Annotated in this window: 13 protein-coding genes and 1 pseudogene; 9 read left to right on the top strand and 5 right to left on the bottom strand. The window is 69.0% G+C overall.

From position 1 onward, the window contains the following. The coding region (locus KPF47_RS28840) for an LLM class flavin-dependent oxidoreductase (RefSeq protein WP_224391972.1) at positions 1–733 on the bottom strand (733 nt) is incomplete at its 3' end. Positions 734–809: 76 nt separating this feature from the next. On the opposite strand from KPF47_RS28840, the gene KPF47_RS28835 reads away from it, so the two are divergent. Beyond that, entirely contained in the window at positions 810–1,262 is a 453-nt protein-coding gene (locus tag KPF47_RS28835) for an IS5 family transposase (RefSeq protein WP_224391971.1), read from the top strand. A gap of 260 nt (positions 1,263–1,522) precedes the next feature. Beyond that, positions 1,523–2,365 (top strand): IS5 family transposase, encoded by an 843-nt coding sequence (locus tag KPF47_RS28830; RefSeq protein WP_224386276.1) that lies wholly within the window; start codon positions 1,523–1,525, stop codon positions 2,363–2,365. 47 nt (positions 2,366–2,412) lie between these two features. Here the strand turns inward: KPF47_RS28830 and KPF47_RS28825 are convergent, their stop codons facing one another. Further along, positions 2,413–3,297 carry an IS5 family transposase gene (locus KPF47_RS28825; RefSeq protein ID WP_224388607.1) on the bottom strand — a complete coding sequence of 295 codons (885 nt, stop codon included), beginning with the start codon at positions 3,295–3,297 and terminating at the stop codon, positions 2,413–2,415. 343 nt (positions 3,298–3,640) lie between these two features. On the opposite strand from KPF47_RS28825, the gene KPF47_RS28820 reads away from it, so the two are divergent. The 4 genes from KPF47_RS28820 (at position 3,641) to KPF47_RS28805 (ending at position 7,134) form a co-directional block, all read left to right on the top strand. Continuing rightward, positions 3,641–4,483: an IS5 family transposase gene (locus KPF47_RS28820; protein WP_224386276.1), complete on the top strand. Its 843-nt coding sequence runs from the start codon at positions 3,641–3,643 to the stop codon at positions 4,481–4,483. Between the two features lie 140 nt (positions 4,484–4,623). Next, complete coding sequence (locus KPF47_RS28815) at positions 4,624–5,466, top strand: IS5 family transposase (protein ID WP_224386276.1); 843 nt, start codon at positions 4,624–4,626, stop codon at positions 5,464–5,466. Positions 5,467–5,606: 140 nt separating this feature from the next. Then, a complete protein-coding gene (locus KPF47_RS28810; RefSeq protein ID WP_224386276.1) occupies positions 5,607–6,449 on the top strand; it encodes an IS5 family transposase in 843 nt (280 codons plus the stop codon). Between the two features lie 91 nt (positions 6,450–6,540). Continuing rightward, on the top strand, positions 6,541–7,134 hold the full coding sequence (locus KPF47_RS28805) for a plasmid pRiA4b ORF-3 family protein (RefSeq protein WP_224386178.1): 594 nt from the start codon (positions 6,541–6,543) through the stop codon (positions 7,132–7,134). A gap of 31 nt (positions 7,135–7,165) precedes the next feature. Here the strand turns inward: KPF47_RS28805 and KPF47_RS28800 are convergent, their stop codons facing one another. After that, positions 7,166–8,011, bottom strand: coding sequence for an IS5 family transposase (locus tag KPF47_RS28800; protein WP_224386179.1), 846 nt, complete (start codon positions 8,009–8,011; stop codon positions 7,166–7,168). A 165-nt stretch (positions 8,012–8,176) separates the two neighbouring features. On the opposite strand from KPF47_RS28800, the gene istA reads away from it, so the two are divergent. Then, the gene (gene istA / locus KPF47_RS28795; protein ID WP_224391363.1) at positions 8,177–9,478 is read left to right on the top strand and encodes an IS21 family transposase; all 1,302 of its coding nucleotides are present in this window, start codon (positions 8,177–8,179) and stop codon (positions 9,476–9,478) included. Then, a complete protein-coding gene (gene istB / locus KPF47_RS28790) occupies positions 9,475–10,278 on the top strand; it encodes an IS21-like element helper ATPase IstB (protein WP_224388405.1) in 804 nt (267 codons plus the stop codon). Before istA ends, istB begins: the two co-directional genes overlap by 4 nt. Before the next feature lie 187 nt (positions 10,279–10,465). Here istB and KPF47_RS28785 read toward each other — a convergent pair whose 3' ends face one another. After that, positions 10,466–10,918, bottom strand: a complete 453-nt coding sequence (locus KPF47_RS28785) for an IS5 family transposase (RefSeq protein ID WP_224391430.1) — start codon at positions 10,916–10,918, stop codon at positions 10,466–10,468. A 103-nt stretch (positions 10,919–11,021) separates the two neighbouring features. Continuing rightward, complete coding sequence (locus KPF47_RS28780; RefSeq protein WP_224391974.1) at positions 11,022–11,903, bottom strand: LytTR family DNA-binding domain-containing protein; 882 nt, start codon at positions 11,901–11,903, stop codon at positions 11,022–11,024. Between the two features lie 605 nt (positions 11,904–12,508). Here KPF47_RS28780 and KPF47_RS28775 point away from each other — a divergent pair. Beyond that, a pseudogene (locus KPF47_RS28775) lies at positions 12,509–12,671 on the top strand (alpha-hydroxy-acid oxidizing protein); the annotation flags it as partial.

The following is a 12,671-nucleotide window of genomic DNA, read 5'->3' as shown; positions in this document are numbered from 1 at the left end:
CTCCCGGACCTTGCGTGCCGCTCCCCGCCGGGTCGAACGCCGAGACGAACGCGACGTCGGCGTAGCGGGCGGCGAGCTGGTGCCCGCGTGGGGAGAAGGCGGCGTTCATCAGCGGTGGGTGGGGGGCTGGAGCGGTGTGGGCCTGCTGTAACCGCCCTCGACCGTGAGCCACCGTCCCCTGTGGTCGAAGTCGTGGGGCTCCCCGCGCCAGAGCCGGAGCAGGATTTCGAGCCACTCCTCCGAGTAGCCGTAACGGGCGTCCGTGGTCGAGGGTCTCGACGCCGAACATCTGCAGCTCCTTGGCGAACCAGCCCGCGACGACGTTGAGTCCGACACGACCGTGCGAGACCGCGTCGATCGTGGCGATCTGTTTGGCGGCCATCACCGGGGAGACGGTGAGGCAGTGCGAGGTCGTGAAGATCGCGATCCGGCTGGTGCGAGCGGCCAGTGCCGCGGCCCAGGCATAGGGCTCGAAGCTGGCTCCCCAGGGGTTGGTCCGGCCCTCGAAGCCGCGCCACCGGGAGAACGGGATCGCCGCCTCGAAGCCTGCGGCCTCGGCGGCCTGGACGAGGCGGAGGTTCTGGTCCCAGCCGATCTCGTGACGGTTGGGGCTCGCGGTGACCGCGCCCGCCGAGGTCACGTTCAGTCCGAAGACCCCGAGCTTGAGCCCGGTGTCGGCGAACAGGGGACCGGAGTCGTACCGGGGGACGTGAGGTGGAGAGGACTGCGTCATCGGAGGTCTCCGTTTCGGGTGGGGGCTAGGGCGCGTCTCCTAACCCGGCTGGTCGGGCCTGCGCGATGATCAGTAGGTGTCGCGCCGTGCCGTCCTGACCGATGCCCAGTGGGACCGACTCGAGCCGTTACTGCCCTCGTCGGACGGGATGCCAGGGCGCCCGTTCGCCGATCACCGCAGAGTGATCGAGGGGATCATCTACCGGTTCCGCTGCGGGCTGGCCTGGCGTGATGTCCCGGTCGAGTTCGGGCTGTGGCAGACCCTATGGAAACGCCACCGCCGCTACTGCGGTGACGGCACCTGGGACCAGGTTCTCGCAGCTCTGCTCGCCGATGCCGACTCCGCCGGTCTCGTGGACTGGGCCGTGTCGGTCGACTCGACGATCATCCGCGCTCACCAACACGCCGCGACCCTGCAGCGGGACACAGGGGGCCGGATCGAACTACAAGAATCTGCTGATCGAGCCGCCCGATCACGCCTTGGGCCGCTCCCGCGGAGGGCTCGGCACGGAGATCCACCAGCTCGTTGACGGACACGGCCGCCCGCTGGTCGTACTGGTCGGCCCTGGCCAGGCCGGTGACGCCCCGATGTTCGCGCACCTGATGTCACATCTGAGCGTCGGACGGGTCGGTCCGGGCCGACCGCGGACCCGACCCGAGCGGGTCCGCGCAGATAAGAGGTCGCGCGGATTGGTCACAGCTTGGCCGCGGTCGAGTGTCTGGGGGCGAGGGCGGGTACGGGCCTGCCGATCATGAAGTTATCTACGCTTCGTGATCGTCTGGAGGCCGCGTGCCCACCCTGCCATCATGGCTGACCGAGCCGTTGTGGGACCAGTTCACCGCGCTGCTGCCTCATCGAGACGAGTTCGATCCCACCCATCCGCTGGGCTGCCATCGCCGCCGGATCGCGGATCGGATCGTGTTCGACAAGCTCCTGCAGGTACTGCGGTTCGGCTGCTCGTATGAGGGCATCGCTGACAGCACCTGCTCGGCGACCACCATCCGCGATCGTCGTGACGAGTGGATCAGGCTCGGGGTCTTCGCCCAGCTGCGTCGGATCGTCCTGGACGCCTACGACCGCATCGTCGGTCTGCTGCTGCACGACATCGCCGTCGATGGCGCCATCACCAAGGCCCCCGGCGGCGGCGAGGTCGCCGGTCCGTCGCCGGTGGACCGGCGCAAACAGGGTATGAAACGTTCGGTGCTCGTCGAGGGATACGGCATCCCGCTGGGCCGAGTCCTGGCCGGAGCCAACCGGCACGACTCCCCGCTACTGGGCCCCACCCTCGACCGCCTCGATGCTCTCGGCCCGCTGCCCGACGACATCACCGTGCACCTCGACGCCGGCTATGACTCCGGCAAGACCCGCGACACGCTGGCCGAACGAGGCCTGCACGGCGAGATCGCGCACAAGGGTGAGAAAGCGCCGATCCAGGCCACCCGCCGCTGGCACGTCGAGCGGACCAACGCTTGGCACAACAGCTTCAACCGGCTGCAGCGCTGCTACGAACGACGAGAAATCGTCGTCGACGCGTTCTTCGACCTCGCCGACACGATCGTCACACTCCGTAGCTTGATTCGGCAGGCCTGGACCACACACCGCTGGAACGCCCGACCTGCACGACGTCCATGATCACCAACCAATCCGCGCGACCTCTAAGAGCGTCCGGCGATTGATGGTTATCGGAGTCGACGGGTCGTGGGTCGGGTTGTCCAGCGGTAGCGGCTGCGGGCACGGTTGATCAGCCGGCGGATCACGGTGAGCGCGGCGGCGAGGTCGAGGTAGAACTCGACGATGATCTTCCGGCGATCGGTGAACCGGCGCAGCTTGCCGTAGCCGTTCATCCAGGAGTGCGTGCGCTCGATGGGCCACCGTCGTCCTGCCTGGATCGGCGCCGGGACCCCCGTGGTCGCGATCTCGCCGGTGAAGCCCAGGGTGTGCAGCAGAGTACGGGTCTTGCCGGAGTCATAGCCGCGGTCCAGGTGCACGGTCGGGAACAGATCACCACCGTGGGCGTCGCGGTGGCGGGGCAGCGGGCCGATCATCGTCACGATGCCGGTCAAGGTCGGTTCCAGCAGGGGCGAGTCATGGTCGTTGGCTCGCGCCGCGACCAGGTGCAGCGGGATGCCCTGGTCATCGCAGGCCACGGACCGTTTCGTGCCCTGCTTGCCGCGGCCGACAGGGCTGCGGCCGGCCACCTCGCCTCCGCCTGGTGCCTTGGTGATCGATCCGTCGACCGCCAGATCGTCAAGATCCAGGCCGAGTATCTGGTCGTAACCGGCCAGCGCGGTGCGGAGCAGTTCCTCGCTGACTCCCGCGGTGGCCCAGTCATCGAGACGGCGGCGGATGGTGCGGTCCGAGCAACCCGGCGTGGCGATGCGTTCGTAGCCACTACCGTGCACCAGAGCGGCAACGACGTGGTCGAACACGACCCGATCAGAGATCCGGCGACGGTGACAGCCCCACGGATGGGCCGGGTCGAACTCCGGGCGCCGCTCTGCCTCGATCAGGGCAGCGAACTCGACCCAGAGGGGGTCGATCAGCGATTCTGGCAATAGAGGCACGGACCCTCCAGGCGACCATCAGGACATCAGCAATCCCATGATCACTTGCAGGTCCGTGTCTCTACCAACACCGACACACGGCCACCTCTACTGCCGGACGCTCTAAGAGGTCGTTTCAGAACGACTTGTCGAGTTTCCATTGACCCCTCGACGACAGATCAAACGGCAGGTCAGATAGCCGCTTGTCGTCTACAACAGACACGTCGACCTCGTTCTGAAATGACCTCTAAGAGGTCGCGCGGATTGGTCACAGCTTGGCCGCGGTCGAGTGTCTGGGGGCGAGGGCGGGTACGGGCCTGCCGATCATGAAGTTATCTACGCTTCGTGATCGTCTGGAGGCCGCGTGCCCACCCTGCCATCATGGCTGACCGAGCCGTTGTGGGACCAGTTCACCGCGCTGCTGCCTCATCGAGACGAGTTCGATCCCACCCATCCGCTGGGCTGCCATCGCCGCCGGATCGCGGATCGGATCGTGTTCGACAAGCTCCTGCAGGTACTGCGGTTCGGCTGCTCGTATGAGGGCATCGCTGACAGCACCTGCTCGGCGACCACCATCCGCGATCGTCGTGACGAGTGGATCAGGCTCGGGGTCTTCGCCCAGCTGCGTCGGATCGTCCTGGACGCCTACGACCGCATCGTCGGTCTGCTGCTGCACGACATCGCCGTCGATGGCGCCATCACCAAGGCCCCCGGCGGCGGCGAGGTCGCCGGTCCGTCGCCGGTGGACCGGCGCAAACAGGGTATGAAACGTTCGGTGCTCGTCGAGGGATACGGCATCCCGCTGGGCCGAGTCCTGGCCGGAGCCAACCGGCACGACTCCCCGCTACTGGGCCCCACCCTCGACCGCCTCGATGCTCTCGGCCCGCTGCCCGACGACATCACCGTGCACCTCGACGCCGGCTATGACTCCGGCAAGACCCGCGACACGCTGGCCGAACGAGGCCTGCACGGCGAGATCGCGCACAAGGGTGAGAAAGCGCCGATCCAGGCCACCCGCCGCTGGCACGTCGAGCGGACCAACGCTTGGCACAACAGCTTCAACCGGCTGCAGCGCTGCTACGAACGACGAGAAATCGTCGTCGACGCGTTCTTCGACCTCGCCGACACGATCGTCACACTCCGTAGCTTGATTCGGCAGGCCTGGACCACACACCGCTGGAACGCCCGACCTGCACGACGTCCATGATCACCAACCAATCCGCGCGACCTCTAAGAGGTCGCGCGGATTGGTCACAGCTTGGCCGCGGTCGAGTGTCTGGGGGCGAGGGCGGGTACGGGCCTGCCGATCATGAAGTTATCTACGCTTCGTGATCGTCTGGAGGCCGCGTGCCCACCCTGCCATCATGGCTGACCGAGCCGTTGTGGGACCAGTTCACCGCGCTGCTGCCTCATCGAGACGAGTTCGATCCCACCCATCCGCTGGGCTGCCATCGCCGCCGGATCGCGGATCGGATCGTGTTCGACAAGCTCCTGCAGGTACTGCGGTTCGGCTGCTCGTATGAGGGCATCGCTGACAGCACCTGCTCGGCGACCACCATCCGCGATCGTCGTGACGAGTGGATCAGGCTCGGGGTCTTCGCCCAGCTGCGTCGGATCGTCCTGGACGCCTACGACCGCATCGTCGGTCTGCTGCTGCACGACATCGCCGTCGATGGCGCCATCACCAAGGCCCCCGGCGGCGGCGAGGTCGCCGGTCCGTCGCCGGTGGACCGGCGCAAACAGGGTATGAAACGTTCGGTGCTCGTCGAGGGATACGGCATCCCGCTGGGCCGAGTCCTGGCCGGAGCCAACCGGCACGACTCCCCGCTACTGGGCCCCACCCTCGACCGCCTCGATGCTCTCGGCCCGCTGCCCGACGACATCACCGTGCACCTCGACGCCGGCTATGACTCCGGCAAGACCCGCGACACGCTGGCCGAACGAGGCCTGCACGGCGAGATCGCGCACAAGGGTGAGAAAGCGCCGATCCAGGCCACCCGCCGCTGGCACGTCGAGCGGACCAACGCTTGGCACAACAGCTTCAACCGGCTGCAGCGCTGCTACGAACGACGAGAAATCGTCGTCGACGCGTTCTTCGACCTCGCCGACACGATCGTCACACTCCGTAGCTTGATTCGGCAGGCCTGGACCACACACCGCTGGAACGCCCGACCTGCACGACGTCCATGATCACCAACCAATCCGCGCGACCTCTAAGAGGTCGCGCGGATTGGTCACAGCTTGGCCGCGGTCGAGTGTCTGGGGGCGAGGGCGGGTACGGGCCTGCCGATCATGAAGTTATCTACGCTTCGTGATCGTCTGGAGGCCGCGTGCCCACCCTGCCATCATGGCTGACCGAGCCGTTGTGGGACCAGTTCACCGCGCTGCTGCCTCATCGAGACGAGTTCGATCCCACCCATCCGCTGGGCTGCCATCGCCGCCGGATCGCGGATCGGATCGTGTTCGACAAGCTCCTGCAGGTACTGCGGTTCGGCTGCTCGTATGAGGGCATCGCTGACAGCACCTGCTCGGCGACCACCATCCGCGATCGTCGTGACGAGTGGATCAGGCTCGGGGTCTTCGCCCAGCTGCGTCGGATCGTCCTGGACGCCTACGACCGCATCGTCGGTCTGCTGCTGCACGACATCGCCGTCGATGGCGCCATCACCAAGGCCCCCGGCGGCGGCGAGGTCGCCGGTCCGTCGCCGGTGGACCGGCGCAAACAGGGTATGAAACGTTCGGTGCTCGTCGAGGGATACGGCATCCCGCTGGGCCGAGTCCTGGCCGGAGCCAACCGGCACGACTCCCCGCTACTGGGCCCCACCCTCGACCGCCTCGATGCTCTCGGCCCGCTGCCCGACGACATCACCGTGCACCTCGACGCCGGCTATGACTCCGGCAAGACCCGCGACACGCTGGCCGAACGAGGCCTGCACGGCGAGATCGCGCACAAGGGTGAGAAAGCGCCGATCCAGGCCACCCGCCGCTGGCACGTCGAGCGGACCAACGCTTGGCACAACAGCTTCAACCGGCTGCAGCGCTGCTACGAACGACGAGAAATCGTCGTCGACGCGTTCTTCGACCTCGCCGACACGATCGTCACACTCCGTAGCTTGATTCGGCAGGCCTGGACCACACACCGCTGGAACGCCCGACCTGCACGACGTCCATGATCACCAACCAATCCGCGCGACCTCTAAGACGTCGTTTCAGAAGTGGTGGGCCCGGTTCTGCCGGTGACGGCGGGGCTGGCAGCATCGGCTGATGGTCGCGCCTCGTGTGTCTGAGAAGACGAAGATTTTCGAGTTGGAGATCGTCCTGACCGAGGTGGTGCCGGCGGTCCGGCGTCGGGTGCAGGTGCCGGGCGAGGTCGACTTGGCGGTGTTACACGAGGTGGTGCAGTCAGTGATGGGCTGGACGAACTCTCATTTGCACGAGTTCGAGATCGTCGGGCGCCGCTACGGGATCCCAGACCCGGACTGGCCCGGACAGGATGTCGCCGACGAGACGAAAGAGAAGCTGTTTCGGCTGGTCAAGGCTGGTGACCGGTTCGGTTACGTCTACGACTTCGGTGACAACTGGGCCCACGAGATCACCGTCGAGGCGGTCGCGGCCGTCGAGCCGGGAGTGTGCTATCCGCGATGCGTCGCCGGGCAGGGGGCGTGCCCGCCCGAGGACGTCGGCGGGATCGGGGGGTATGAGGACTTCCAGGCCGTGCTCGCCGACCCTGACCATCCCGACCGCGCCGAGCGCCTGGAGTGGGCGGGCGGGCCGTTCGACCCGCACCGCTTCGACCCTGACGAGGCCGACCGGGCCTTGGAGTGGCTGGCCTGGCGGCCGCTGGCCCCGACCTCGTAGGCGAGTGCCTCAGCGAGGGCTGGGTCGACCATCACTTCGGCTTCGGCTTCGGCTTGGTGAGGCGGCGGTGGCAGATCAGGGCGCAGGCCAGCGATAACAGCGCGGTGATCGTGGATTCGGCGCGGTCGTAGCGCAGCGCGAGGCGGCGGAAGTCCAGCAGCCAGGACATGGTGCGCTCGACGACCCAGCGGACCCGCCCGAGCCGGGTGGAGTCCTCGATCCCGCGCCGGGCGATCCGCACCCCGATCCCACGCCCACTCAGGTAGCGGCGGCAGCGGGGATAGTCGTAGCCCTTGTCGGCGTGCACCTTGTCCGGCCGACGTCGCGGACGCCCCGGCTGTCCCGCCCGTTCGCGGACGCCGGGGTTGGTGTCCAGCAGCGGGGCGAGCATCCGACTGTCGTGGGTGTTCGCCCCGGTGACCAGCGCATGCAGCGGGAGCCCGCCTCGGTCGCAGAGCACGTGGTACTTGCTGCCCGCCTTCCCGCGATCGGTCGGCGAGGGCCCGGTGGCCTCGCCGCGGCGCTTGGCCCGCACGCTCACGCTGTCCACCGCCGCCCGCGACCAGTCCAGCAGGCCCTGCTGGGCGAGGCGGTCGAGCATCACCCGGTGCAGCTGGGCCCAGACCCCGGCCTGCTGCCACTGCCGTAGCCGCCGCCAGCAGGTCACTCCGGACCCACAGCCGAGCTCGGCGGGCAGCGCGTTCCAGCTGATCCCGGTCTTGAGCACGAACACGATCCCGGCCAGAGCGGCCCGATCCGGCACCCGCGGACGGCCTGTCCGTCCCCGCTTGTGCTTGCGCGGCTTGGGCAGCAGCGGCTCCACCAGCGCCCACAGCTCGTCGCTCACCAATCGCTCGACACAAGATCGCCGCGCCACGACCGGACATGATCAGCTACCAGCGCCGATCCACACAGGACCGACACGCCGACTTCTGAAACGACCTCTTATCTGCGCGGACCCGCTCGGGTCGGGTTGTCGACGGATCCTGAAATCTGACCCCCTGGCGTTCCGGGAATCGTGACCCCTCCCAACGCTGGGGAGGTGCTGAACGTGGAGGACTGGGCGGAGATCCGTCGTCTGCATCGGGCCGAGGGTGTCCCGATCAAGGAAATCGCCCGCCGGCTCGGGGTAGCCCGGAACACGGTGCGGGCGGCGCTGCGCTCGGAGGGGCCACCGAAGTACGAGCGCGTGTCGCGGGGCTCGGTCGCTGATGCCTACGAGCCGCAGGTACGGGCGCTGCTGGTGCAGTGGCCGAGGATGCCGGGGCCGGTGATCGCGCAGAAGATCGGCTGGCCTTACTCCGAGGGGCCGCTGAAGAAGCTGTTGGCCCGGATCCGGCCCGAGTACGTCGGGATCGATCCGTCGGACCGGACCGTCTACGAGCCGGGCGAGATCGCCCAGTGCGACCTGTGGTTCCCCGAGACCCTGATCCCGGTCGCGGCAAGGCAGGCGCGGATCCTGCCGGTGCTGGTGCTGACCTTGGCGTTCTCCCGGTTTCTGTCGGCGACGATGATCCCGTCGCGCCAGGGCGGTGACATCCTGTCCGGGATGTGGCAGCTGATCGCTGCCCTGGGCCGTGTCCCGAAGACGCTGGTCTGGGACCGGGAATCGGCGATCGGCGGCACCGGGAAGGTCTCGGCCCCGGCCGCCGGGTTCGCCGGAACTCTGGCCACGAGGATCCGGTTGGCTCCGCCGAAGGACCCCGAGTTCAAGGGCATGGTGGAGCGCAACAACGGGTTCTTCGAGACCTCGTTCCTGCCCGGACGCGAGTTCGCCTCCCCAGCCGACTTCAACGACCAGCTCGCCGAGTGGCTGGTGACCAGGGCGAACACGCGCACCGTCCGCGCCATCCATGGCCGGCCGGTGGACCTGCTCGAGGTCGACCGCCAGGCGATGATCGTCCTGCCGCCGGTGGCTCCACAGGTCGGTCTGACCCACCGGATCCGGCTGGCCCGTGACTACTACGTGCGCGTCGACGCCAACGACTACTCCGTCGATCCGCGGATGATCGGCCGCTTCGTCGAGGTCGCCGCATCACCCACTGCGGTCGAGGTGTTCTGCGGCAACGAGCGAGTCGCCAGCCACGACCGCAGCTGGGGCCGCCACCTGGTGATCACCGACCCGGCCCACGTCGCCACCGCCGCCGACATGCGCCACGCACTGGCTGAACAACGCCGCGCCCAGCAGCGGTCCCAGCAGTCCGGGACGCGCCGCCACAACGATGGCCACGCCGTCGCGATCCGGGCCCTGCCCGACTACGACGCCCTGTTCGGCGTCGACTTCACCCCCACCAGCCCGGCCGACCCCACGGCCGCGCCCGCAGCGGAAGCGAGCAACCCATGACCGCCACCACGACCGGGACTGCGCCGAGCGAGGGGTTGCCCTCGATGCTGGCCTACCTGACCCGGGTGCTGAAGACCCCGACGATCGGGCGCTGCTGGGCTGAGCTCGCTGAGCAGGCCCGCGACGAGACCTGGTCGCACGAGGAGTATCTGGCTGCGGTCCTGCAACGCCAGGTCGCCGAACGCGAGTCCGCCGGCACCACGATGCGGATCCGGACCGCGCATTTCCCAGCCGTGAAGACTCTCGAGGATTTCAACCTCGACCACCTGCCCTCGCTGCGTCGAGATGTGCTGGCGCACTTGGCGACCGGGACGTTCGTGGCCAAGGCTGAGAACGTGATCCTGCTCGGCCCACCCGGGCTCGGGAAGACCCATCTCGCGATCGGGCTCGGGGTCAAAGCCGCCCACGCCGGCTACTCGGTGCTCTTCGACACCGCGAACAACTGGATCACCCGCCTCACCGACGCCCACCAGGCCGGACGGCTGGAGGCCGAGCTGAAGAAGATCCGCCGCTACAAGCTGATCATCATCGACGAGGTCGGCTACATCCCCTTCGACCAGGACGCGGCGAACCTGTTCTTCCAGCTCATTGCCTCCCGCTACGAGCAGGGCTCTGTGATGGTCACCTCGAACCTGCCCTTCGGACGCTGGGGCGAGACCTTCTCCGACGATGTCGTCGCCGCAGCCATGATCGACCGTCTGGTTCACCACGCCGAGGTTCTGACCTTGACCGGAGACTCCTACCGGACCCGCCAGCGCCGCGAGCTGCTGGCCAAACAGAACCGCGCCGACCGGGACTGACAGACCAACCGAGGGGTCAAACTTGCCGATCCCCAGGGGGGTCAATCTTCAGGATCCGTTGACACGGGTCCGCGGTCGGCCCGGACCGACCCGTCCGACGCTCAGATGTGACATCAGGTGCGCGAACATCGGGGCGTCGCCGGCCTGTCCGGGGCCGACGAGTACGACCAGCGGGCGGCCGTGTCCGTCAACGAGCTGGTGGATCTTCGTGCCGAGCCCTCCGCGGGAGCGGCCCAAGGCGTGATCGGGCGGCTCGATCAGCAGATTCTTGTAGTTCGATCCGGCCCCCTGTGTCCCGCTGCAGGGTCGCGGCGTGTTGGTGAGCGCGGATGATCGTCGAGTCGACCGACACGGCCCAGTCCACGAGACCGGCGGAGTCGGCATCGGCGAGCAGAGCTGCGAGAACCTGGTCCCAGGTGCCGTCACCGCAGTAGCGGCGGTGGCGTTTCCATAGGGTCTGCCACAGCCCGAACTCGACCGGGACATCACGCCAGGCCAGCCCGCAGCGGAACCGGTAGATGATCCCCTCGATCACTCTGCGGTGATCGGCGAACGGGCGCCCTGGCATCCCGTCCGACGAGGGCAGTAACGGCTCGAGTCGGTCCCACTGGGCATCGGTCAGGACGGCACGGCGCGACACCTACTGATCATCGCGCAGGCCCGACCAGCCGGGTTAGGAGACGCGCCCTAGGCGACAGGCTCGTGCACGGCAGTGCGGACAGTGACCGGGTGTGTCGCCCGGGTCAGCGCGGCAGGACGGGGCCGTCCGGGCCGTCCTCGGGCCCGCGCTGCGGACGCGGCGGCCGGCCGCGCAGGATCCGCTTGAGCCCGGCGGTGTGCCGCCGGCTGACGGGCAGCTCCACCGCGCCGGGCCCGTTGCCGAGCCGCACCACGTACCCCGAGCCGGACATGCGCAGCTCGGTGATCAGCGGCAGCGACACCAGGTACGCCCGGTGGATCCGCACGAACCCGGCCTCGCCCCACCGGTCCTCCAGGACGGAGACCGGGATGCGGACCAGATGGCTGCCCTCGTTGGTGTGCAGCCGGGCGTAGTCGCCCTGGGCCTCGACGAACCGGATCGAGGAGCGCGGTACCAGCTTGGTGGTGCCCGCCAGCTCCACCGGCACGACCTCGTCGTCGACGGTCGCGGCGGGGGGCGCCCCGGCGGGCGGCGCGGGGTCGGGCCTGCCGCCCGGGTCGGCTCCCGGGCGCGGCGGCGGGGGCGGCGGGCCGTTCTCGGTCCGGCGGGCCGCGCGCAGCGCCAGGGTGCGGTCCAGCGAGCCGGAGAGCCGCTCCGTGCGCAGCGGCTTGAGCAGGTAGTCGACGGCACCGACCTCGTAGGCGTCGACCGCGCGGTCGTCGTGGGCGGTCACGAACACCACCGGCGGCGGGTCGGCCATCGCGTTCAGCACCCGGGCGAGCTCCAGGCCGTCGAGACCGGGCATCCGGATGTCGAGGAACACGACGTCGACGGTCGGGGTGCTCGCGTCGGCCTGCGAGCCGTGCAGGATGCGCAGCGCCTCCGTGGCGTCCGGCGCGGTCAGCACGGTGGTGACCCGTGGGTCCTCGCCGAGCAGGTGCGCCAGCTCCAGCAGGGCCGGCTCCTCGTCGTCGACGGCGAGCACGGTGAGCCGCGTCCCCGCCGGTGCGGCTGCCGGTGGTGGCGGCTCGGGGGCGCGGAGCTGACCCGGGACCCCGATGGGCCGGTGGTTGCTCGCGGCGCCGTACCCGGGCTGCAGCACGTGGCCGACCTGACCGGCGGGCGACGCGCCCGAAGCGTGCCCGCCCCGCGCGTGGCTGTACACGGCTCCTCCTTGCCGCGGGCACACCGCCCGCTGACCGGTGACTGCGGGCACACCGTATCGAGACAGCGGAGCGTCACCGACGGCCGGTCCGGCCCCGCCTCGTACCCGATCCGGGGTGGGCCGTCGGGGTGGGTCCGACAGCGGAGCGTGACGGGTCGTGGCAGCCGGTCGTGGACCGGTCCCGGGTCCGGCGTCGTCGCGGTCGGTCGACCGGCGTCCTGGCTGGTCGGGCGGAGGGTCACGCCCCCGCCGCCGATCGGACGGGCTCCGGGCGGGATTCCGCGAGCCGTGATTGTGGCACTCGGTGCCGAAACGCTACCGTGCCGTGAGAACCGCCACGTGGGACCGTCTCGTACCCGTCGGCGTGTCGGACCGGCCGCGACCGACGACGGCCGGGCGCAACCTCCGACTGCGAAGGGGCAGGCATGGCGAGCACGAAGGACTGGTTCGAGACGGTCGCGGAGGCACAGCGGCGGGCGCGCAGGCGGCTGCCGAAGTCGGTCTACTACGCGCTGGTCGCCGGCGCGGAGCAGGGGATCACCCTGGCGGACAACGTCGCCGCCTTCGACGAGATCGGCTTCCGCCCGC

Source organism: Pseudonocardia sp. ICBG1293 (genome assembly GCF_020131355.1).
Taxonomy (GTDB): Bacteria; Actinomycetota; Actinomycetes; order Mycobacteriales; family Pseudonocardiaceae; genus Pseudonocardia.
Note: the sequence above shows the minus strand (reverse complement) of the source record. Positions and strands in the feature narration are given on the sequence as shown.